A 19,578-nucleotide genomic window follows, 5' to 3' on the forward strand; every position below is an offset into this window, starting at 1 on the left:
ACCCTGCACGGGAGAATTAGGGGGAATAGTGGGGGCTTGAGGGGTGAGGGGTGTGCCCTCATAGAAGCGGACCGGGCTTGATACCGGCTCGTGGTTGCTTGTCCGCTCACCGTGCCAAATGCTCGGGCATCTTGACTTCCTACCTGTAGGCTTGCGGCGAAGGCTTCCCTTGCCGCTACGAACGGTGTCCACCACTTCGGTCCTGCACGTCCATCCGTGCTGCCGCTTCTATGAGGACCCCCGCTACTTTCCCGGGGTGGTCAGCGGCACGCTAATTTTCTCCGCCCGTCATCGCAGTTAACGATTGCGCCTCGTGAAGGTGCCCAATCTATTTCGGCAGACTCCCACTGGGTCAAGGAGCTATTACCGCAGGGCTGCAACCCTGTACTGCCTTATTCACAACCCCCAAGGATGCGGAGCCACCGGTACTGCTGTGGGACTCATGCGCTTTTTCGCGGAACGAATGAATAAAAGGCTCCGCATCCTTGGAGGTTCAGGGCTTGCGCGGCCCTGAGCGCGTTACTTCACCTTCACCAGATTGCCAAAGTCGTCCATCACGCCAAGACCGTACGAGTACCAGCCGTCACGTCCTAGCGTCACCCAGTACGTAGCGGCGGCGTGGTCCCACATCTGGTACCAGCTAGCCATTGCATTGCTGGCGGATGCTGCGTAGTGGGTGGTTGTCATGTCGGCTCCCTCAGTCAGCTACCCAAACGGCGCGGCCAACCAGTTCCATTTCTTCATGCTTTGCCCGGTAGTAAGCCTGTCCGCCGCCCGGAGCCTGAACGTAGCCTTGCGCGCCCCACGACTTCGGTTCCGTAACTACCATGACGCAGCCTGCAAACAGCGGGTTGCCAACTTTTCCCGGGTCCAGTTGCACCAAGTCGTCGGCGTTGAGGTTCTCGGTCATATCTTCTCCTTTGCCATTCGGGATGCTAATAGGGAGGGGTTAGGCGCTTATGTTTACCTTGATTGAGTTAGCGGCGGCAGTGATGGCGTCCTTTGCGGCGTTCTCGATGTTCTTGGCGATGACCTTGTTGACATCGTTTACAGCAGCCTCGGCATGCTTTTTGAGCGAATCCGCGATGTAGTTGCGCATCAGCACCGTCAGGCGTGGGCCGCAATTGCGCCAGTTGTAGGTCGACTCTGATTTGGCTTCGAGATCCGCCTTGGAATTGCCGTGGTAGTCCACTTCTTCGGTCATATAGACCTCAGCGCGATGGGCGATGTATTCCTTGAACGTCAGCGAAGGCCCCTTAGGCTCGCCGTAGCCGTTCGTCTTGCGCATGTTCGCCTGTTCGATCATCTCGCCCACACGCGGCACGATATGCACGGCGGCAAGAGCGGCAATTTTTTCATCGACCGCCTTCTGCACGCGCGCCTCTATCTCACGCTTAAAGCGGGATGCATAGCGCGTCTCTTCTTCCGTGTCGGGGTTGAAGCCAGTGCTCGACAGCAGTGTGTCGACGGCCTGATCCACGATCCGATCGGCCAAATCCTCGATGCTGACGCCGAGGGCTTCCAAAGTCTTGATATCCATGCTCGTTCTCCTTGTTAATCGGTATGAATCCTGAAAGAAGCGGGCCGGACTCGGCCGGCTGAACTGTTCCGCTTCTTTCAGGATTCACGTGTCTGCGTCCTGTCGCGGCGCAGGCAGAGTTAGTTCGCCAGATCCTTAAGCGCCTTGGTGCTGCCGCGGAAATCGATATCCGGGATGATCTGTTGGGGCTTGAACGTGACGCGGTAGTGGTACGCGCTCGCTTTCACGGATTCCAGCTGCTCGGCAAAGAAGGTCACGTTGTCCGACAGGCCGAGGAAGTGCTTCTTGTATTCACCAGGGCCGGTCATGCAGATCACATGCAACGTCTTGCCGGTCGAGCTGGTGTCAATCGAACAACGGCCCTCGACAGTCAGCATGTACTGGTCGGTGATGCCGTTGTAGAAGACGATGCGCCGGTTCACTTCGAAGTTGTCAGCAGCCTTGGACAGGTTGCGGCTGGCGACTCGGGCGTCATCGTCGCAAGCTGCAAGCAAGGCAACCAGCGGCAGCACCACTAAGAGCTTCTTCATCATTTCTCCAGGTTCTTGAAACTGCCAGAACCCGGATGGGTTGGCATTCAGAAGAATCTGGGGCAACGCACCACCTGGCTACTCCCGCTCATCGCGGCTCCAGATAGTGCGCTGCCTCTTCAATCCCGTGCACGCCCTGTGCGATCCCCACTTGGGATCAAGGCGTGTCGGTGATAGCCCCCGGTCTATGCATTCAGGCGTGGGGGATTGCCACCTGCGCTTAACGGCCTTGCGGCTTTAGGCGTATTCCATGGCTTTCTGGTTGTTAAAGAGCGGTCTTGCTACATCCGATCCGCCTGCCGGGCCTTTGGCTCAAGGGCTGCGTGTGGTTTGCTGCGTTGAATAAATCTTAGGCGACTAAGAGTCGTGCTGTCAAGAAAAACTTAGAAGACTAAGATTGACGGGCAAAAAAAGACCCGCTCATAGCGGGCCGATGGATCTTTAGCGGCTACCTCAGTCGTGGCGGAATGGAAGGCATCGCGCTCCCGAACATCAGCACGAAGCAACCAAACAGAACCACCAGGATCGTCACCACGGAGAAGACCTTTGCGATCATTGAAACTTCGCCACGGCCAAGCATGTCCACCATGCGGGTGAAGATGTAGGCCCCCATCATCAAGCCGATTATCGGTATCACTCTATCCCCCCTGTTGAACTGTTTGCTGATTGTAAGGGTAGACGGGTGAGTACCAACAAAAAAGCCACCCGGAGGTGGCTTCTTTGGTCACTTTCGCTGAGGCGGGTCGGATTGCTGCTTTGCTTTGCGCTTGGCACCAATCACGAAGGCAGACACAAGCCCCAGAACAGTGGTGCCACCAACAATGCTCGCGACCCAATAATGCCCTGCCATGGCGAGTGAGTAGGCAATGTGAAGGGCGTAGAGTCCGATAGACAAGCCTGCGACGATACCCCCAACGCGCTCGATGAACACGAAGGTATTGACCCGCTTTGTCTCTGACCGACGGAAATCGCCTTCTTTGGTGGCTTCCTGAAATACCCAATCGACTCGCTCAGGGTGAATCTCTCGCAATCGAGCAATTTGCTCAACAGGGAGGATGGGCGCGTCGGTGTCGTGCTGCGAAACTGTTAGATGCCGGTCTTTATCGCGCAACTGCGCGGTTGTTGATCGACCCATGTGCGTGTTTCTCCGCCTTCTCAGCTTGATTTCTTAGTGTTTTACCGGAAGAACGGACGTCCGCACGCAGGTTGTTCATGTCCCTGGCGCGGTCGCCGATCTTGGGACGGTCATAGCTAGCAAAGGCGCCAAACGCACCCATGATCGATCCGACGCCTATCAGCAGGTTCACTAGATGCTTCATGTGATGCTCCTGGGATGGGTTGGTGTCAAGCCCCATAATATAACCCAACATCCCACAAAGTCACGCTGCATCACACTGTATCCCACCGGGGCACACTGTTTCACACTGTTGACGAAACGATGTTACACGTGGGGGCCTGTTACGACCTCACCCACTGTCCCGCTTCATCATCCCGCAGGCGGGCGCCAGCCCACACGACCTGGCCCAGCACGCGTACTGGGTGGCCGTTCTCTAGCGGGATATCGGGGTAGGCGGGATTGAACGACCGTGCTACCCATCGTTGCGTCAACTTGTCGCGCGCCACGGTCTTCACGATCATCTTGCCGTCATAGTTGATGGCGTAGACGCCACCCGCAGCCAAGTCGCGGATGGTCAGGTTTTCATTCGGCACCACAAGCAGGGCGGCGCCGTCGCGGATCACCGGCTCCATGCTGTCGCCTTTGGCATAGACCACGCGTGCCTTACCGCCGTCAGCGCCAACTTCCTTTAGGAACGAGCGCCGGAACTGGATCATGCCGGTCTGTTCTTCGGTCTGGTTCTCAATCCCATCACCAGCGGCCAACCGGACGTCGGCCAGCTCGGGAACCTTCTCAAATTTGTCATTCGCAGCGTGCGGCTCGCCGGGACCGACATTTGCGATAACGCCAACCTGCGTGCTGATACGGACAGGAGCAGCCTTTTCAGCTTGGTGTGTCGTCTGGCCACCATCCCAAGGAGCTGGAGGCATTCCGCCAATCCGCATAGGGAACACGTCTTCGGCGGTATCCATGTCGACCAGGCCCCCAGGCTTGTGCTGCCGCAGTGGCGTGATGTTCGCACCGGCCGCGGAAGGGGCGGGATGCGACACCTTGATCCCTAGCTTCAGTTGGGCGATGGCCAATGCCAAAGCGCCTTGCAGGGCGCTCAATTGCGAGGGCGTTAAGGCTCGTACGTCCTGTTCTGAAATATCCGGGAAAGGCCACGGCGCCGTAGGCGGAACAACGGGAGCATCAGCCGCTCCATCAGGGCCGTTTCGCTTGGGCCCGGTACCGTCATACAACCACTGTGCATTGACTCTCAGCAGCGGCGCGACTTTCATGCACGTCGCCATATCCATGCCATTTGACCCATTGAACCAGTGGGTCGCGGCGCCGGACGAAGCGTCAGCAGCCTTCCATATGTCGGTTTTCGTCAGGCGAGGCTCGCCCGCGTCCGCACGGCGGGCCGCTTCTTCATTGAAGGCCTGCTTGATTCGTTCCTGAAAGGTCATCTTAGGATGCTAAACAAAAAACATCTTAGATGGCTTGCATTTAGAGTCTTAGTCATCTAAGATTTGTGTATGGACGAACACATCACCGACGCGCAAATCATCGATGCCCTAGGCGGTACCTCCGAGGTAGCTCGGCTATGTGAGGTCACACCTGGGGCCGTTTCCCAGTGGAAGACGGAAGGAATTCCCAAGCCTCGATTGATGTTTTTGAGGCTCGCACGACCCAAGGTTTTTAAGCACCTCCACCAGCAGGCCCGAGCTAACAGCTCCGTCGCTGTTGCTTCTTAGAGACAAAGTTGGGTTGTTGTTTTCCATGTGGTGAATCTTAGTTGCACCGCACAAGGGCCGAAAGGCTGAAAGAAATCAGATTTCAAGGTGACGCATGACCTGCCGCTATACCAACACTGACTGGCTCGACGTTCTGTACAACTGCGTGCGCAAGACGCCGGGTGGTGTTGCTGATGCGGCCCGCTTCCTGACGGAGCGCCGTGGCAAGTCGATCCACCCGGAAAGCCTGCGCGCCAAGCTCAAGCGTTCCGAGGGCGATGCGATCAGCGTGGAAATGGCTGGTCTGCTGTCGGAGTGGATGGAAGAGAAAGAGGGCGGCGTGGAATACGCGCACGACTGGTTCCTGGCCTTTGCTGCAGAGCAGGGCTTGGCGGTCGACTCGATTCCTCCCGCACCTACGAACGGTTGGGCCTGCGAACTGACCGCGATCCAGTCCAAGGTCATGCAGATCGGCGCCATTACGGGCAGCGTGCTTGGCGTGACGGCTGAGACGGTTGCAGACGGCAAGATCGACCAGTCCGAAGCTGACCGGATCGTCGAGTTCGTCCGCGACCTGCGCACCATGTGCCACCGCCTTGAGCGCAACGTCCTGCGCGCTGCGAGCAAGTAATGGAACGCCAGGTGTTCATCCTTTCTCACCCGCTGGCACGTCGCAATGCGGCTCATGCTTGCGCGGTCGCTCCTGACGGCTATCGGGTGGAGATCAAGGAGCGCACCAGGACCCTCGATCAAAACGACTTGCTGTGGTCGATCCTGACGGATCTGTCCAAGCAGGTTGACTGGTCCATCAACGGCAAGCTGGAAAAGCTGTCGCCGGAAGACTGGAAAGACATTCTGACCGCCAGCCTGGATCAGGAACACCGCATTGCTGAAGGCATCCGCGGTGGCTTCGTGATGCTTGGGCGCCGCACGAGCAAGATGGGCGTTCGCAAGATGAGCGAACTCATCAACTTCGCGCACTCGGTGGGCGATGAGAGGGGCGTCCAGTGGTCCCAAACCTCTATCGGGAGGGAAGCATGACCTGGAATTCCACCCTCAAGCGCTCGGCGCCGCTGCGGGCTAAGTCGGATCGCGGCCAAGGCCTCGGTCAGAAGGTTGCTGCTCACCTTGGTTTCCTGCGTCCTCTTGGCATGAAGGCCAGCTCGGTTATGCGTTCGGAGAAACATCGCCGGAATGTCGCCAGCTTGGATTGCGTCGTGTGTGGTCGCTTTGGCCCTTCGCAGTGCGCGCACGCCAACTTTGGCAAAGGGCTGGGCCTGAAGGCGTGTGATTCCCAAACGTTCCCCGCTTGCCCGGACTGCCATCGCCTTCACGACAGCGGTGGGATAAGCAAAGAAGCGCGTCGCAAGCTTGAGGTGGTCTACGTCGACCGCACCCGGGCCGAACTGATCTCGCGCAGCCTCTGGACCCCGGAAATCGAAGCAGCTTACCGGGCTGCCTACGAACCTTTGAAGAGGGCTGCGGAATGAAGACGTTCATCAAGTCTCACCTGATGGAAGGCTACTGCAGTGGCTTTATCCCCGCATGGTTTGTGCGGGTTGTTTTCTCGGCCTTGCGGCTGAGGGGGTACTGAAATGGCTGGCGATTGGATCAAGATGAGGACGTCTCTGCTGACCAACCCAAAGGTCAATGGGATCGCACGGTATCTGGAAGACTCCAGAGACGTCGCGCAGTCTCTTTCGACGGGTTACAGCGGAACCATGAACGAAATAGTTACGCGTAACGTTATGCGTCACGTAACGGTGTCGTCACTATTGGTGGTTTGGGGAGCCGCGAATGAGCACACCAAAGACGGAGTTTTCACCAACGCCGATCTTTCAGACATCGACGACATGGTTGGAATCCCTGGTTTTGGCAAGGCAATGCAAGCTGTGGGTTGGGCGGACTTTGATGATGAGTCGTACAGCGTAACGCTGCCTAACTTCACTGAATACAACACTTCTGGGGCTTCTCGGTCCGCTAATGCCAAGTCTGGAGCGGAGCGCCAGCGCGAGTATCGGCAGCGCAAAAAGGCGTCTGACCGTGACGAAATCGGTGACGTCACATGTGACGTAACGCGTGACCGCAGAGAAGAGAAGAGAAGAGAAGAAAAAGAAGAAAACACTTTGTCGGGCAAGCCCGACTCCGCGGATCCCAGAAAACCGGAATCCGAAGAAGTGAAGGCCTCGAATGCCGATGCTCGCGAAATCCTGTCCCATCTGAACGACCGAACCGGATGTTCGTATCGGGCGGTTGAGTCGAACCTTTCACTCATCCGTGCTCGCCTGGCCGAAGGCTACTCCGTCGCGGATGTGAAGGCCGTCATTGACACCAAGGCGGCCGAGTGGGGAGCAGACGACGAAATGTCCAAGTACCTGCGACCCGAGACCCTTTTCGGTGCCCGCAAGTTCTCCGGCTATGTCGGCCAGGTTGAGCGAACCGCTCCAGGCGCTGGCTGGTGGATCAAGGCCGGATTCGGCACCCCGTTTGAGGCGGAAAACGCTGGCTGCAGCGAGAAGACCGCGTACCTGTGGCGTGATGGCCACCGCATGGAGGCAACAGCATGAACGCCCAAGAACTGAGTCAACGCCTGGCAGATGACGCCCTGCGTATCGCGGAATACCTCCTGCCCGGTGGCAAGAAGGCCTCCGGCGAGTGGAAGGCCGGGAGTGTTTCCGGCGACGCGGGCGGTTCTCTGTCCGTCCGCCTGACTGGCACGAAGAAAGGCGTCTGGAAGGACTTCAACACGGGCGAATCGGGAGACCTGCTGGACTTGTGGGCTGCCGTCCGAATCCTGTCCATCGGCCAGGCTATGGCAGAAGCCAAGGCATTCCTCGGTATCCGAGACAGCATGCCGAAGAAGGATCTGCCGACCTACAAGCGTCCGGCTAAGCCTGCCGCCCATAAGCCGAAGCAACCCGTTCGGGACTGGCTGATGAGCCGCGGGCTGACCGAAGAGACCATCGTGGCCTTCCAGATCGCTGAGCAGGAGCGCAACGGCAAAGCCTACGCTGTCTTCCCGTACCTGCGTGAAGGCGAGTTCATCAACGCCAAGTACCGCTGTGTCTCGGACAAGAAGGACATGCGCCAGGAGGGCGGGGCGGAACCGTGCCTGTTCGGCTGGCAGTTGATCGATCCGAAGACCCGCAGCGTTGCGATCTTCGAAGGCGAGATTGACGCCATGACCGGCCACCAGATGGGGATCCCGTCCCTGTCGGTTAACGCTGGCGCCGGAAATCACCAGTGGCTGGACAACGATTGGGAGCGCCTGCAGCGTTTCTCGGAAATCTATCTCTGCTACGACAACGACGAAGCCGGGCAGAAGGGCGCTCGTGAAGTGGCGAACCGCCTGGGCTTGGAGCGCTGCAAGGTCGTGCTGTTCGACAAGGCCAAGGACGCCAACGACTACATGCTGGGTGGCGCAGAAGCGGCTGACTTCGACCACTGCTTCCGGGCAGCGCGTCCGTTCGATCCGGAAGAGTTGCGCCCGCTGTCTGACTTTTGGGGACAGGTGAAAGCGTCGTTCTGGCCGAGCGGAGATAAGGTCGTCGACCCGTGCCTGACCTTCAACGGCACCGACCAGACATGGTTTCAGTTTCGCCAAGGAGAGCTATCGGTCTGGACCGGCTACAACGGCCACGGCAAGTCGCTCCTGCTGAACCAGGTCCTGATCGGGCTGATGTGCCAGGGCGAACGAGTCTGCGTGTTCTCCGGCGAAATGACGCCAGTGAATCAAGGGCGTCGGATGACGAAGCAACTGACCGGCCAAGACCGCCCGGCCCAGGCATATTTCGACCATTGCGGCCAATGGCTGCAGGACAAGGCATGGTTGTTCAACCTGACCGGTACCGCGAGCATAGACCGCCTGCTGGAAGTGTTCCGATACGGATTTAAGCGCTACGGCATTCGCCATTTCGTCATCGACAGCTTGATGATGACCGATGTCCCGGAAGACGGAGCGGGCGCCATGTCTGCCCAGAAGGAAGCCATGCGCAAACTGGCAGGGTTCTGCCGCGAATTCGGTGTTCACCTGCACCTGGTGGCTCATCCGCGCAAGGGTGAGAACGAAAAGAAGAATCCTGGAAAGATGGACGTCGCTGGTAGCTCAAAGCTGACCGATGCCGCGGACAACGTGTTTTCGGTCTGGTCGGCGCAGAAGGAAGATGGCGAAGACCCGGACACTCCCGACGCGAAGCTGGAGCTTACCAAGCAGCGCAACGGCGAGACCCAGGCGCGCAGCCTGTACCTGTTCTTTAACCGCCAAGCCATGCAGTTCACCACCAACCCGCAGCGGCGGCCATACACCTACGTCCAATACTCGGGCGTACCGGAAATGGTTTGAGCCTGGGAGATCCACATGCCCCCGAGAAACTACACCTACCCCTCGATCCTGGAAGCCCTCGAAGAACGCGGCGACATGACGCACCGCGAGCTGACCCAGGATCTGAAATGCAGCCCTGTAACGGTTCACGCCAACCTGCGCAAGCTTCGCGACGACGGGAAGATCCATATCTGCGACTGGCTGCCGCCGAAAGGGAAGGGGCCACGGACGCCGGTCTATCGCTACGGATATGGACGAGACGCCAATAAGGTTGTTCAAAGCAACGAGGACCGGAACCTCAAGAAGTTGGCCTGGGTTAAGGCGCGTGCAATGCGTCAAAAGCTGGCGGAGTGCCAAGCCAACCCATTCTCTACCTGATTGCCCAGGTGACGGCATGAAGCAAATGGACGTCGCTCTGGATCCGATGGCCGGAACGGGCCGCATGGCCACTCTTGCAATTGATCCCGGCCCTCAGCAGTCAGGCTGGTGCTACATGCGCGGAAACGAACTCTTGGATTCCGGTGTGTGGACGAACGAGGACATGCTTGACTTCGTCCAGCACCGCCAGTTCCAGATAAATCCGACTCGGCTGGCGGTTGAGATGATCGCCAGCTATGGCATGCCCGTCGGGAAGGACGTTTTCGAGACCTGCCTTTGGATTGGTAGATACGTCCAAGCGTGGCACAACCCGATGACAGTCCGGCTGGTCTACCGCAAGGACGTAAAGATGCATTTATGTGGCACTAACACCGCTAAAGACTCAAATGTGAGGCAGGCAATCATCGATCTGTACCCAGCAACAGGAGGCGGCGCGACTCCGCAAATCGGCATCAAAGCCAAGCCCGGGCCTTTGTATGGAGTTTCCAGTCATGCATGGCCCGCAATCGGCGTGGCTCTCACCGTTCAAGCGCAACGGCCGCAAGCATGAATGCGGAGATTACGACCCCTATTCGCCGCATGGGATGCGGAGATAAACCGTCCAATCCAAGGGTATGAACATGGCAATTCCAAGAAGCGTTGAAGATTCGAACAAGCAAATGCGCCGGGCTGCGGTAGAGAAGCTGCGCCTGGAGTTCGGGGTGAAGATAAGCGCGCACGACAACTGCGCACCCAGGATTGCGGACGCCATTCGAAGGATCGAACCTGGTCTGCAATCAAGCGATCCCATGACTGTGATCCGGGCCTGGGTCGCTATCAAGCCTTCTGACGTGGTGCCGTCGCGCCTGCTTTCCGAAACGGGGCGCGAGTACAAGTTTGGCCGGGATATGCGCCATGCCGCGGCTCGTTTGCAGGCGATGCGTATGCCGACCCCGGTCAGCATGAGCAGCAAGGTGCTGTATAGCCCGGAGTTCGCGTAATGGGCGCCCTTCTGCCGAAGTGGGCGATGGGTGACCCGGCAATCGTGTACGAGCGGTTGGAAGAACTCCGAAGTCGACCACAGAAATCCCGGCTCAGTCGGCAGGAGATTGCAAGACAAGGATTGGAGCAGCTATTCAGCGAGGATCACATGACGAAAGACGAAAGCGAACAACTGGAAGAACTGCTCATGACCTGGTACCACTGGGCCAAGGCGCATCGAGAGCATCTGGGGCATAGCCGAGTGGCGCCGGGATTCCAAGGCGTCTCGGACCTGGACGGCTACGGGGATGACGACGACACCGACGCGAAGCTGAACCGGTATGTGGCGGAACAGGTCGACGTCTGCCTGAGTACGCTGCCGGTTGACCTGCGCGCCGCTGTCGGGATAAACATGCGCAACAAGGATGTGCCGAATCAGGTGTTCCGCAACCCGCGTTGCAGCCCCGATGAACAGCACCAGCGCTACCAGCAGGCAAAGGAATCACTGCTGCCCATGTTGCGCAAGCGAGACATGATCCAGGTGATCGCGTGAAGTGTTGCATTGCGTACTGGGCTAGGTACCATGCAATCCAAGTGGACGGCGCTCGTCCATAGGAATCGAAGCCTCGGCACCCGCCGGGGCTTTTTGCTTTGGAGCTGCCATGCGGTTTTCTGTAGATCGGGATGACCCTGGTTACAAGGCGTGGAAGCTGCGCGGCGGTCACAAACGCCCGATTCACGTCTTACTGAATGGAGTTCGTGTGAAGCGGGTTGTCACGGCGGATACCAAGCGGGGATTCGTCTTGGCCTACCAGGAAGATGCAGAGGGCAAAGCGATTGTGAACGCTCGTCGCACTGATGCGAAGCGCTTCCGTCAGTACGGCAACGTTGAGATTGCCTTCGGTTGATATGGTCCAGATGGTGCAAGACCGTCGCGGGTACCCGGGAAGTCTGAAGCGAGACCAGGAGCGCCGGGCTAACGGTGGATGGTGTGAGCCTGCTGAGCCTACCCAGCTCGACCGCATAGAAGCCAAGCTAGACGCTCTCCTAGAAGCTCTGGCTGATGAAGGCGAAGAGATGGAGAGGCCGGCACTCACACTGGATGGCGAGGCAGTAGGCGGCGAGCGGGACGATTCCCAGCCGCTATGAGCAGCCAACCCTGGAGCGCTTGGTACAAGACCTGGCGCTGGCAGAAGCTAAGGGAACGCCACCTAAGAGCGAATCCTCTCTGTGTGATGTGCCAGGCAGAGGGAAGAGTGACAGAGGCAAAGGTGTGCGATCACATCGAGCCGCACAAGGGTGACCCGGAGAAGTTCTGGAACGGCCCCTTTCAGTCACTATGCAAAGCGCATCATGACTCGGACAAGCAGAGGCTGGAGAAGTCCGGTCGCCGCAAGGTGCAGATAGGCACTGACGGCTACCCGGTCTCTGTTACACGAGCGGGATAAGAATAAGAACCCGAAACTTCGGCACAACCATCGGCGAAAAAATGCCGATACGGAGAGGGCTGGGGGCAAAAAAATGGCGATACGGGTAGGGGGGGAGGGGAAAATTCGAAAGCCCCTTCTCGACCAAGACCGGCCGCTCACTTAATTTCTCTCATCCGCAATTCACAAGACGAGGTAACAAATGGCTCGACCGAGGCTCCCGGCCAGCAAGGCGGAGGTCTCCGGCGCCGCTGTCCATGACCCGCAACGGTTCAAGGATCGGAAGGCTCCGAAGGGAACCCGCCCGCTTGGCGAACCCTACGTGAAGATGACCGACGAGCAGAAAGTGGCGTGGGAGGAATACCGCGCTGAACTGCCTTGGTTGAACAGTTCCCACCGACCGCTGTTGCGCCTGGCCTGTATCTGGACGGCGCGGATGGACGACGCCGATTTCGGAGTTTCGGCAACGCAGGCGCTCAGTTCGATTCTCTCGAAGCTAGGCGCGACTCCTGTTGACGAAACCAAAGTGAACCATGGCGACGGCGAAGAAGAAGACCCCGCTGACAAGTTCTTTGGCCGACCGCACTAAGGAGTACGCGGAGGCTGTAGTCGCTGGGGTGATCGTTGCCGGTCCCCATGTGCGCAACAGCTGCAAGCGGCATTTGCTGGATCTGGAGAAGGGCGGAGAGCGCGGGTTGTATTTCGACCACGCTGCCGCCGAGTACGCATTCGATTTTTTCGAGGGCGTGCTGAAGCTGTCAGAAGGTCAGTTCGAAGGCAAGGATTTCGAGCTTCACCCCAGCCAGGCGTTTATCGTCGGGTCGCTGTTCGGTTGGAAGCGGGCTGATGGGACCAGGCGGTTCCGTCGAGCCTACATCGAGCAGGGGAAAGGCAACGGTAAGTCGCCGTTGGCTGGTGGGATTGGATTGCTCGGCCTGACTGCTGACGGTGAGGCTGGCGCCCAGATTTACGCCGCCGCGGCGAAGAAAGAGCAGGCCGGCATTCTGTTCGCCGACGCCGTCAAGATGGTGAAGGCGTCGCCCAGCCTGAAGAAGCGCCTGGAGTTCTCGGGCGGGGAAGGGCGTGAATACAACATCGCCTACCACCGGAATTCGAGCTTCTTCCGGCCGGTGTCGAGGGATACCGGCAAGACGGGATCGGGGCCGCGCCCCTACTTCGTGCTGGCTGATGAGGTCCACGAGCTGCCGGACCGGAAGATCATCGAGATGCTGGAGCGGGGCTTTAAGTTCCGCCGGCAGCCGTTGCTGTTCATGATCACGAACAGCGGGTCGGATCGAAACTCGGTGGCCTGGGAAGAGCATGAACATGCGGTGAAGGTGGCGGCAGGGCACACCGAAGCGGTGAATGACCCCGTGTTTGTTGGTGAAGCCCTAGACGACAACACTTTCAGCTACGTGTGTGCGCTGGATGAGGGCGACGACCCTCTGACGGACCCGACGTGCTGGGTGAAGGCGAACCCGCTGCTGGGGGTGACGATCACCGAGACGTATTTGGCTGATGTTGTGGCGCAGGCTAAGTCGATCCCTGGTCAGTTGAACGGGATCCTCCGTCTGCACTTCTGCATCTGGACGGATGCTGAGACGGCTTGGATGACCCGGGCCACATTGGATCCGGCACTGGTTGAGTTTGACCCGAAGGTTCATGCAGGTGAACAGGTTTGGATCGGTCTGGATTTGTCCCAGAACCGCGACATTACCGCTCTGGCGGCAGTGACGCAGACTGGCGTCAATGCGCAGAACAAGCCTCTCTTCGATGCTTGGATTGAAGCGTGGACCCCGGGGGATACGATTGCGGCTCGTGAGTTGCGGGACAAGATCCCGTATACGGTGTGGAAGCAGCAAGGGTTCATCCACGCGCCGCCAGGTGAGAGCATCAACTACCGGCACGTCGCCCAGACGCTTGCAGAATACGCTGAGCGGTACGACGTGCAGCTGGTGGCGTACGACCGCTTTGCGTTCAAGCGCTTCGAGGAAGATGTCGCAGAAATTGGCCTAAGCCTGGAATTCATCGAACACCCGCAAGGTGGTCTGAAAAAGGGTAAGCCCAACGAAGCAATGGTCGAGGCAGCCAAGGCGAATCAGGAAACGCCTGAGGGGCTGTGGATGCCGGGGTCCGTTCGGTTGCTGGAAGACGCTCTGCTGGAGGGGCGAATCAGGCTCCGAAAAAACCCGGTCCTGATCTCCGCAATGATGTCTGCGGTGACCGAAGAGGACAAATGGGGCAACCACTGGTTGGCCAAGACCCGATCCATTAACAAGATTGACGCCGCTGTGGCTCTGGCCATGGCAATCGGTGCCGCTAGTACCGGTGTTTTGAAGCAGAAGACTTATAGCGTCTTCTTCGTCTGACGATGACCTACACAACCAAGCCCGCCTCGAGCGGGCTTTTTGCATTGGGAGGCCTGCATGCCTGACAAGCTCAATAACCGCGCATACAGCCTCTTGGAAATCAAGGCGCTGGACGAATCGAAGCGCGAGATTACCGGTATTGCCACCACCCCGGAGCCTGACCGAGTTGGCGACGTGGTAGAGCCGATGGGCGCGAAGTTCGCCTCGGAATTGCCGCTCTTGTGGCAGCACCAGCATGACAAACCGGTCGGCACGGCCAAGTTCGGCAAGCCCACGAAGACGGGCATTCCGTTCACCGCGACGCTCCCGATCATCGACGAGCCAGGCGCGCTGAAGGATCTGGTCGACATGGCCTGGCAGTCGGTGAAGGCCAAGCTCGTCCGCGGCGTCTCCATCGGATTTCGCGCAATCGAGTACAGCTTTATCGAGAACGGCGGCGTTCGCTTCTCGGAAACGGAGATCTTCGAGCTAAGCCTCGTGACGATCCCCGCCAACGCGTCCGCGTCCATTCACAGCATCAAAAGTATCGACACCGCTCTGCGCGCCGCGTCCGGCATTGAAGCGCAAGGCGATGAAGAAGCAGGGCGAAAGCCCGAACCTCCCGGCGTCTCGGGAACCAAGAAACAGCCCGCCACTGGCGGGTTTTTTTATGCCCGAACGAAAGGGAAGAACACCATGAACGTGCAAGAACAGATCAAGGCGCTGGAAGACAAGCGCGTCGCGCTCACGAACGAGCGCACCACCATCCAGTCCAAGGCTGTCGACGAAGGTCGAACCAAGGACGCTCAGGAGCAGGAACGCTTCGCCGAGATCACCTCCGAAGTCGACGCGATCGACAAGGAACTGGTCGACCTGCGTGTGATGGAAAAGGACCTGGCCGCCACTGCCAAGCCGGTCAAGGGTCAAACCGAGAAGGAAGCGTCCGACTCTCGCGGTACGCTGCCGGTCTCCGTCAAGGACACCACGAAGCTCGAAAAGGGCATCGAGTTCGCCCGGTTCGCGATGTGCCAACTGGCAGCGAAGGGCAATGCCGAAATGGCCCTGAAGCTGGCCAAGAACCACTATCCGCAGAACGAGCGTGTGGTGAAGGCTCTGGAACTGCAGGCCAACGGCATGAACCTGGGCATGCTGATGAAGGCGACCGTCGAAGCCGGTACGACCCTGGACACGACGTGGGCAGGTCCGCTGGTCGACTACCAGAACTTCGCCGGTGATTTCGTCGAGTTCCTGCGTCCCCGCACCATCATCGGCCAGTTCGGCCAAGGTTCTGTCCCTTCGTTGAACCGCATCCCGTTCAACGTCCGGATTGCCGGCCAAACGACTGGCGGTAGCGCTTACTGGGTGGGCGAAGGTGCACCGAAGCCCCTGACGTCGTTCGACTTCACGGCTACCGAACTGCGCTGGAACAAGGTCGCCGCGATCAGCGTTCTGACGAACGAGCTGATCCGCTTCAGCAACCCCAGCGCCGAGCGCCTGGTTCGCGATGGTCTGGCCGCTGCGGTCATCGAGCGTATCGATATCGACTTCATCGATCCGGCCAAAACTGCGGTCGCCAACGTGTCGCCCGCGTCGATCACCAACGGCGCCACGGCCATTGCTTCGTCCGGTTCGGACGCTGCGGCAATCCGTGCGGATATCCAGGCTCTCTGGGCTCCGTTCATCGCCGCCCGGAACGCTCCGCGCAACGCTGTCTACATCATGGACAGCACGACGGCCCTGGCCCTCAGCCTGATGCAAAACCCCCTCGGTCAATCCGAGTTCCCCGGCATCACCATGAATGGCGGCACCTTCATGGGCGTCCCGGTGATCGTCTCTGACTACCTGCCCGCCAGCTCCGCGGGGGGCATCGTGGTACTGGCGAATGCGTCGGACATCTGGCTCGCTGACGACGGCCAAGTGACGGTGGACGCGTCGCAGGAGGCTTCCCTGCAGATGCTGGACAACCCGACCAACAACAGCGCCACCGGTACGGCGACGTCGATGGTCTCGATGTTCCAGACCAACAGCACGGCCTTCCGTGCTGAGCGTTACATCAACTGGGCGCGCCGCCGTGCCTCCGGCGTGGCTTACCTGACCGGCGTTAGCTGGGGTGCATAACTAGCCGTCTGGTTCAAGGGGCTTTCCGAAGGGGAAGCCCTTTCTACAAGAAGGAAAGGAATAGCGATGAACAGAGTCACGTTTACCTACAAGAACGGACGAGAGCGCTTGATGTCGAAGCGCGACGCCGACATCCTGCAGGCGCTTGGGCACGGCACCTATTTGACTCGCGATTTGATTGCCGGCCGTTCTCCAGCCCCGATGGCCGAGAGTGAGGTCGCAAAGCCGAAGCGCAAATACACGCGCCAAGACAAGGCCAAGGAATGAAATTCGGCGTTCGTTCGCTTCTTTCGAAGTGGCTTGCGCCGGTGGACGGGCGTGGCAGGGGCGGTTGGTGGCCGTTCGTCCGTGAGCCGTATAGCGGGGCCTGGCAAAAAAACGATGAATGGGCCGCGGAAGATCTGCTTTGTTCGCCGATTGTCTACGCGTGCGTAACCCTGATCGCCAACGACATCGGGAAACTGCGTGCGCGACTGGTGGCTCGGGATTCAAATGGCATCTGGTCGGAAGTAGAGGGGAACTCTCCCTTCTGGCCGGTGCTACGCCATCCCAATCGCTATCAGAACCACATCCAGTTCAAGCAGTGGTGGATCATGTCGAAGCTTCGGCATGGCAACACCTATGTCCTGAAGGAGCGAGACGCTCGAGGCGTGGTCACTCGCCTATACGTCCTGGACCCATGCCGAGTGACGCCGCTTGTGTCAGATGACGGATCGGTTTACTACCAACTGAGCCAGGACAACCTTGCCGGGGTGCCTACGGTTAGCGAAACGGTTCCGGCTAGCGAGATCATCCACGACCGGATGAACTGCCTGTACCACCCGCTCGTTGGCATCTCGCCGCTGTACGCAGCGGCCATCGCCGCCGGTATTGGCATCAAGATCCAACGCAACACCGCGACGTTCTTCGGGAACAACGCCAACCCGGGCGGGATCCTTGTCGCTCCTGGCAACATCACTGCAGAGAACGCGGCCGCTATTAAGGCCGCATGGGAGACGGGCTACTCCGGAGTGAACGCAGGCAAGGTGGCAGTTCTTGGCGATGGGATGAAGTTTGAGCCCATGAGCCGGAATGCCACAGATTCTCAGCTTATCCAGATTCTTAACTGGTCTGACGAGCGGATCTGCTCGGTGTTTCATGTCCCCGGATACAAGGTCGGCGTTGGGCAAGCCCCCAGCTACAACAACATCGAAGCGCTTGACCGCGGCTACTACTCTGGCTGTCTGCAGTCCCCTATTGAAGAGATGGAGGCGTGCCTTGACGACGGCCTGGGTCTGGATGGGGTGACGAAGGGCGTAGACCTGGATCTGGACGGCTTGATGCGCATGGACACGAAGACCCAGATGGAAGCGCTGAAGATTGGCGTGGACGCCGGAATCATCGCTCCGAACGAAGGCCGCAAGCAGGTCAACCTGCCGCCGCTGGATGGTGGCGATACGGTCTACATGCAACAGCAGGACTTCCCGCTGGACCAGGTGCGGCAAAACAAGATTGTTCAGCCTTCCCCCGCGCCTGCCACTGTCCCGGAGCCAGCGGACGTTTCAGACGAAGACAAGTCGTTGATCTTGGAGGCGAAATCCATCATTGCAACGCAGAAGGCGATAGAAGCTATGCGCAAAGCCGCACAACCGGAGGCCGTCCATGTTTGACCCCGAGAAGTTCGGCCAAGCGATGGGTGAGGCCATCCGCCAGGCCGTCGAGCCGTTGCAGAAAGAGATCGCCCTGCTGAAGGAGAAGCTGGCCGAGAAGCCTGATTTCGGCGCGGAGATTAAAGCCGCAGTACAGGTAGCAGTCGACGCTATTCCGAAGGCTAAGGATGGTAAGGACGTCGATATGGCAGAGGTAGAAGCGCTCGTTGCCAAGGCTGTCGAGGCGCTGCCAATTCCGAAAGATGGTGCGCCGGCGGATATGGATGCGCTGCGCAAACACCTAACTGAACTGGTGGACAAGATGCCGCGGCCTGCTGACGGGAAGTCCATAACCGCCGAGGACGTAGCCCCGGTGCTTGAAACTCAAGTAGCCAAGTGGGCCTTGGAGTTCGAGCGCCGCGCTCAGGACACGTTGCAGAAGGCCATCGACAAGATGCCTGTGCCGAAGGACGGCAAAGACGGTCGCGATGGCGTCGGCTTTGAAGACCTAGAGGTTGAGTATGACGGCTCGAAGACCGTCACTTTCAAGTTGGTCCGGGGCGACGTCACCAAGCAATTCGATTTGACGATGCCGGTCGTTGTCGACTGCGGCGTATTCAAGGATGGCCACATCTACACCCCTGGCGACTCGGTGACCTGGGCCGGATCCTACTGGATCGCCCAAAAGGAAACCGGCGCGAAGCCTGACAGCGCCGAAAGTGGGTGGCGTTTGGCGGTCAAGAAGGGCCGCGACGGCAAGGATGGCCGTAACGGTATCGATAAGACCGCACCGGTGAATCTATGAAGCTCGTCACACTGCAGCAGTGCCGGGACAATATCCGATCAGACTCGGACGCTGACGACGCTGACCTGGAATTGAAGATTGAAGCCGCCAGCGACGCCGTTATGGACTATCTGGGCGAGTACGGCGCCACCTTTACTGATTCTTCTGGCCTTGTCGAAGTGGATTCGAACGGTGATCCCGTGGGTGTTCCTGCCCGGGTGCAGCAAGCGACTATCCTGACCGTTGCCTATCTGTACCGTGAACGCGACGGATCTCAGGAGTTCGCGGTGGGCGACCAGTGGGGATATGGATATGCCCTGCCCAAGGCGGCAACCGCTTTGATCTACAGCCTGCGCAAGCCGACGGTGGTGTGATGCTGGATTCTGGAAAGCTCCGTCATCGCGTCTCGATTGAGCGCGTCGAGCGTACCCAAGATCCGGTTACTGGCGCGATTGCTGAAACGTGGACGGAAATCGCCAAAGTCTGGGCTGCTGTTGAGCCGCTTTCCGCTCGGGAATTTGTGCAATCGGCAGCGGGGCAGTCTGAGGTGACGGCGCGCATCACGATCCGCACCCGTGACATTCTGGCCACCGATCGAATCATCCATCGTGGCACGGTTTACAACATCCGCGGCGTGCTTGCCGACAAGGATAGCGGGCTGGAATACATCACCCTTCCGGTCGCGGCCGGGGTAAACGAGGGCTAAGTT

At 59.0% G+C, this 19,578-nt stretch carries 27 protein-coding genes; 19 read left to right on the forward strand and 8 right to left on the reverse strand.

The features are described 5' to 3' along the window. Window positions 1–519 precede the first annotated feature (519 nt). From BXA00_RS29410 to BXA00_RS18570, 8 genes are all read right to left on the reverse strand, one after another. Complete coding sequence (locus tag BXA00_RS29410; RefSeq protein WP_255376731.1) at window positions 520–648, reverse strand: hypothetical protein; 129 nt, start codon at window positions 646–648, stop codon at window positions 520–522. Window positions 649–697: 49 nt separating this feature from the next. Beyond that, on the reverse strand, window positions 698–910 hold the full coding sequence (locus tag BXA00_RS18550) for a hypothetical protein (protein WP_076519921.1): 213 nt from the start codon (window positions 908–910) through the stop codon (window positions 698–700). Between the two features lie 39 nt (window positions 911–949). Then, the gene (locus BXA00_RS18555) at window positions 950–1,540 is read right to left on the reverse strand and encodes a hypothetical protein (RefSeq protein WP_076519922.1); all 591 of its coding nucleotides are present in this window, start codon (window positions 1,538–1,540) and stop codon (window positions 950–952) included. A 119-nt stretch (window positions 1,541–1,659) separates the two neighbouring features. Then, window positions 1,660–2,070 (reverse strand): hypothetical protein, encoded by a 411-nt coding sequence (locus BXA00_RS18560; RefSeq protein WP_076519923.1) that lies wholly within the window; start codon window positions 2,068–2,070, stop codon window positions 1,660–1,662. 448 nt (window positions 2,071–2,518) lie between these two features. Next, window positions 2,519–2,686: a hypothetical protein gene (locus BXA00_RS29265; protein WP_231952105.1), complete on the reverse strand. Its 168-nt coding sequence runs from the start codon at window positions 2,684–2,686 to the stop codon at window positions 2,519–2,521. A gap of 108 nt (window positions 2,687–2,794) precedes the next feature. After that, window positions 2,795–3,205: a phage holin family protein gene (locus BXA00_RS28885; RefSeq protein WP_156902826.1), complete on the reverse strand. Its 411-nt coding sequence runs from the start codon at window positions 3,203–3,205 to the stop codon at window positions 2,795–2,797. Next, window positions 3,171–3,389 carry a hypothetical protein gene (locus BXA00_RS28890; protein ID WP_156902827.1) on the reverse strand — a complete coding sequence of 73 codons (219 nt, stop codon included), beginning with the start codon at window positions 3,387–3,389 and terminating at the stop codon, window positions 3,171–3,173. The genes BXA00_RS28885 and BXA00_RS28890 overlap by 35 nt, the downstream gene beginning before the upstream one ends. Window positions 3,390–3,528: 139 nt before the next feature. Further along, window positions 3,529–4,638 (reverse strand): S24 family peptidase, encoded by a 1,110-nt coding sequence (locus BXA00_RS18570; protein ID WP_076519925.1) that lies wholly within the window; start codon window positions 4,636–4,638, stop codon window positions 3,529–3,531. A gap of 69 nt (window positions 4,639–4,707) precedes the next feature. On the opposite strand from BXA00_RS18570, the gene BXA00_RS18575 reads away from it, so the two are divergent. From BXA00_RS18575 to BXA00_RS18670, 19 genes are all read left to right on the forward strand, one after another. Then, a complete protein-coding gene (locus BXA00_RS18575; protein WP_076519926.1) occupies window positions 4,708–4,926 on the forward strand; it encodes a Cro/CI family transcriptional regulator in 219 nt (72 codons plus the stop codon). Between the two features lie 94 nt (window positions 4,927–5,020). Further along, window positions 5,021–5,536 (forward strand): hypothetical protein, encoded by a 516-nt coding sequence (locus tag BXA00_RS18580; RefSeq protein ID WP_076519927.1) that lies wholly within the window; start codon window positions 5,021–5,023, stop codon window positions 5,534–5,536. Beyond that, window positions 5,536–5,946 carry a recombination protein NinB gene (locus tag BXA00_RS18585; protein ID WP_076519928.1) on the forward strand — a complete coding sequence of 137 codons (411 nt, stop codon included), beginning with the start codon at window positions 5,536–5,538 and terminating at the stop codon, window positions 5,944–5,946. Before BXA00_RS18580 ends, BXA00_RS18585 begins: the two co-directional genes overlap by 1 nt. Then, window positions 5,943–6,395: a hypothetical protein gene (locus BXA00_RS18590; RefSeq protein ID WP_076519929.1), complete on the forward strand. Its 453-nt coding sequence runs from the start codon at window positions 5,943–5,945 to the stop codon at window positions 6,393–6,395. The genes BXA00_RS18585 and BXA00_RS18590 overlap by 4 nt, the downstream gene beginning before the upstream one ends. A 105-nt stretch (window positions 6,396–6,500) precedes the next feature. Further along, window positions 6,501–7,472: a conserved phage C-terminal domain-containing protein gene (locus BXA00_RS18595; RefSeq protein ID WP_076519930.1), complete on the forward strand. Its 972-nt coding sequence runs from the start codon at window positions 6,501–6,503 to the stop codon at window positions 7,470–7,472. Then, complete coding sequence (locus tag BXA00_RS18600) at window positions 7,469–9,247, forward strand: toprim domain-containing protein (RefSeq protein WP_076519931.1); 1,779 nt, start codon at window positions 7,469–7,471, stop codon at window positions 9,245–9,247. The genes BXA00_RS18595 and BXA00_RS18600 overlap by 4 nt, the downstream gene beginning before the upstream one ends. A 15-nt stretch (window positions 9,248–9,262) precedes the next feature. Continuing rightward, entirely contained in the window at window positions 9,263–9,604 is a 342-nt protein-coding gene (locus BXA00_RS18605) for a winged helix-turn-helix domain-containing protein (RefSeq protein ID WP_076519932.1), read from the forward strand. A 16-nt stretch (window positions 9,605–9,620) separates the two neighbouring features. Further along, complete coding sequence (locus BXA00_RS18610) at window positions 9,621–10,154, forward strand: hypothetical protein (protein ID WP_197685549.1); 534 nt, start codon at window positions 9,621–9,623, stop codon at window positions 10,152–10,154. Between the two features lie 70 nt (window positions 10,155–10,224). After that, window positions 10,225–10,584, forward strand: a complete 360-nt coding sequence (locus BXA00_RS18615; protein WP_156902828.1) for a hypothetical protein — start codon at window positions 10,225–10,227, stop codon at window positions 10,582–10,584. Continuing rightward, entirely contained in the window at window positions 10,584–11,117 is a 534-nt protein-coding gene (locus BXA00_RS18620; protein ID WP_156902829.1) for a hypothetical protein, read from the forward strand. The genes BXA00_RS18615 and BXA00_RS18620 overlap by 1 nt, the downstream gene beginning before the upstream one ends. Before the next feature lie 109 nt (window positions 11,118–11,226). After that, on the forward strand, window positions 11,227–11,472 hold the full coding sequence (locus BXA00_RS28895) for a hypothetical protein (RefSeq protein WP_156902830.1): 246 nt from the start codon (window positions 11,227–11,229) through the stop codon (window positions 11,470–11,472). 847 nt (window positions 11,473–12,319) lie between these two features. Next, a complete protein-coding gene (locus BXA00_RS18635) occupies window positions 12,320–12,580 on the forward strand; it encodes a hypothetical protein (RefSeq protein WP_100220479.1) in 261 nt (86 codons plus the stop codon). Next, window positions 12,525–14,360, forward strand: coding sequence for a terminase large subunit (locus BXA00_RS18640; protein ID WP_083714284.1), 1,836 nt, complete (start codon window positions 12,525–12,527; stop codon window positions 14,358–14,360). Before BXA00_RS18635 ends, BXA00_RS18640 begins: the two co-directional genes overlap by 56 nt. Before the next feature lie 57 nt (window positions 14,361–14,417). Continuing rightward, window positions 14,418–16,457 carry a phage major capsid protein gene (locus BXA00_RS18645; protein WP_076519937.1) on the forward strand — a complete coding sequence of 680 codons (2,040 nt, stop codon included), beginning with the start codon at window positions 14,418–14,420 and terminating at the stop codon, window positions 16,455–16,457. Window positions 16,458–16,523: 66 nt separating this feature from the next. Continuing rightward, window positions 16,524–16,724 carry a hypothetical protein gene (locus tag BXA00_RS18650; RefSeq protein ID WP_076519938.1) on the forward strand — a complete coding sequence of 67 codons (201 nt, stop codon included), beginning with the start codon at window positions 16,524–16,526 and terminating at the stop codon, window positions 16,722–16,724. Beyond that, window positions 16,721–18,106, forward strand: coding sequence for a phage portal protein (locus BXA00_RS18655; protein WP_076519939.1), 1,386 nt, complete (start codon window positions 16,721–16,723; stop codon window positions 18,104–18,106). Before BXA00_RS18650 ends, BXA00_RS18655 begins: the two co-directional genes overlap by 4 nt. Next, the gene (locus tag BXA00_RS18660; RefSeq protein WP_076519940.1) at window positions 18,099–18,890 is read left to right on the forward strand and encodes a hypothetical protein; all 792 of its coding nucleotides are present in this window, start codon (window positions 18,099–18,101) and stop codon (window positions 18,888–18,890) included. The genes BXA00_RS18655 and BXA00_RS18660 overlap by 8 nt, the downstream gene beginning before the upstream one ends. After that, on the forward strand, window positions 18,887–19,243 hold the full coding sequence (locus BXA00_RS18665; RefSeq protein ID WP_076519941.1) for a head-tail connector protein: 357 nt from the start codon (window positions 18,887–18,889) through the stop codon (window positions 19,241–19,243). The genes BXA00_RS18660 and BXA00_RS18665 overlap by 4 nt, the downstream gene beginning before the upstream one ends. Next, entirely contained in the window at window positions 19,243–19,575 is a 333-nt protein-coding gene (locus BXA00_RS18670) for a phage head closure protein (RefSeq protein ID WP_231952106.1), read from the forward strand. The genes BXA00_RS18665 and BXA00_RS18670 overlap by 1 nt, the downstream gene beginning before the upstream one ends. Window positions 19,576–19,578 lie beyond the last annotated feature (3 nt).

Source organism: Achromobacter sp. MFA1 R4 (assembly GCF_900156745.1).
Taxonomy (GTDB): Bacteria; Pseudomonadota; Gammaproteobacteria; order Burkholderiales; family Burkholderiaceae_B; genus Achromobacter.

What these genes read in the sequence shown, in the direction of transcription:
- BXA00_RS29410 (WP_255376731.1), bottom strand. Translation starts at nt 648, where the DNA reads ATGGCTAGCTGGTACCAGATGTGGGACCACGCCGCCGCTACGTACTGG.
- BXA00_RS18550 (WP_076519921.1), bottom strand. Translation starts at nt 910, where the DNA reads ATGACCGAGAACCTCAACGCCGACGACTTGGTGCAACTGGACCCGGGA.
- BXA00_RS18555 (WP_076519922.1), bottom strand. Translation starts at nt 1,540, where the DNA reads ATGGATATCAAGACTTTGGAAGCCCTCGGCGTCAGCATCGAGGATTTG.
- BXA00_RS18560 (WP_076519923.1), bottom strand. Translation starts at nt 2,070, where the DNA reads ATGAAGAAGCTCTTAGTGGTGCTGCCGCTGGTTGCCTTGCTTGCAGCT.
- BXA00_RS29265 (WP_231952105.1), bottom strand. Translation starts at nt 2,686, where the DNA reads ATGATGGGGGCCTACATCTTCACCCGCATGGTGGACATGCTTGGCCGT.
- BXA00_RS28885 (WP_156902826.1), bottom strand. Translation starts at nt 3,205, where the DNA reads ATGGGTCGATCAACAACCGCGCAGTTGCGCGATAAAGACCGGCATCTA.
- BXA00_RS28890 (WP_156902827.1), bottom strand. Translation starts at nt 3,389, where the DNA reads ATGAAGCATCTAGTGAACCTGCTGATAGGCGTCGGATCGATCATGGGT.
- BXA00_RS18570 (WP_076519925.1), bottom strand. Translation starts at nt 4,638, where the DNA reads ATGACCTTTCAGGAACGAATCAAGCAGGCCTTCAATGAAGAAGCGGCC.
- BXA00_RS18575 (WP_076519926.1), top strand. Translation starts at nt 4,708, where the DNA reads ATGGACGAACACATCACCGACGCGCAAATCATCGATGCCCTAGGCGGT.
- BXA00_RS18580 (WP_076519927.1), top strand. Translation starts at nt 5,021, where the DNA reads ATGACCTGCCGCTATACCAACACTGACTGGCTCGACGTTCTGTACAAC.
- BXA00_RS18585 (WP_076519928.1), top strand. Translation starts at nt 5,536, where the DNA reads ATGGAACGCCAGGTGTTCATCCTTTCTCACCCGCTGGCACGTCGCAAT.
- BXA00_RS18590 (WP_076519929.1), top strand. Translation starts at nt 5,943, where the DNA reads ATGACCTGGAATTCCACCCTCAAGCGCTCGGCGCCGCTGCGGGCTAAG.
- BXA00_RS18595 (WP_076519930.1), top strand. Translation starts at nt 6,501, where the DNA reads ATGGCTGGCGATTGGATCAAGATGAGGACGTCTCTGCTGACCAACCCA.
- BXA00_RS18600 (WP_076519931.1), top strand. Translation starts at nt 7,469, where the DNA reads ATGAACGCCCAAGAACTGAGTCAACGCCTGGCAGATGACGCCCTGCGT.
- BXA00_RS18605 (WP_076519932.1), top strand. Translation starts at nt 9,263, where the DNA reads ATGCCCCCGAGAAACTACACCTACCCCTCGATCCTGGAAGCCCTCGAA.
- BXA00_RS18610 (WP_197685549.1), top strand. Translation starts at nt 9,621, where the DNA reads ATGAAGCAAATGGACGTCGCTCTGGATCCGATGGCCGGAACGGGCCGC.
- BXA00_RS18615 (WP_156902828.1), top strand. Translation starts at nt 10,225, where the DNA reads ATGGCAATTCCAAGAAGCGTTGAAGATTCGAACAAGCAAATGCGCCGG.
- BXA00_RS18620 (WP_156902829.1), top strand. Translation starts at nt 10,584, where the DNA reads ATGGGCGCCCTTCTGCCGAAGTGGGCGATGGGTGACCCGGCAATCGTG.
- BXA00_RS28895 (WP_156902830.1), top strand. Translation starts at nt 11,227, where the DNA reads ATGCGGTTTTCTGTAGATCGGGATGACCCTGGTTACAAGGCGTGGAAG.
- BXA00_RS18635 (WP_100220479.1), top strand. Translation starts at nt 12,320, where the DNA reads ATGACCGACGAGCAGAAAGTGGCGTGGGAGGAATACCGCGCTGAACTG.
- BXA00_RS18640 (WP_083714284.1), top strand. Translation starts at nt 12,525, where the DNA reads ATGGCGACGGCGAAGAAGAAGACCCCGCTGACAAGTTCTTTGGCCGAC.
- BXA00_RS18645 (WP_076519937.1), top strand. Translation starts at nt 14,418, where the DNA reads ATGCCTGACAAGCTCAATAACCGCGCATACAGCCTCTTGGAAATCAAG.
- BXA00_RS18650 (WP_076519938.1), top strand. Translation starts at nt 16,524, where the DNA reads ATGAACAGAGTCACGTTTACCTACAAGAACGGACGAGAGCGCTTGATG.
- BXA00_RS18655 (WP_076519939.1), top strand. Translation starts at nt 16,721, where the DNA reads ATGAAATTCGGCGTTCGTTCGCTTCTTTCGAAGTGGCTTGCGCCGGTG.
- BXA00_RS18660 (WP_076519940.1), top strand. Translation starts at nt 18,099, where the DNA reads ATGTTTGACCCCGAGAAGTTCGGCCAAGCGATGGGTGAGGCCATCCGC.
- BXA00_RS18665 (WP_076519941.1), top strand. Translation starts at nt 18,887, where the DNA reads ATGAAGCTCGTCACACTGCAGCAGTGCCGGGACAATATCCGATCAGAC.
- BXA00_RS18670 (WP_231952106.1), top strand. Translation starts at nt 19,243, where the DNA reads ATGCTGGATTCTGGAAAGCTCCGTCATCGCGTCTCGATTGAGCGCGTC.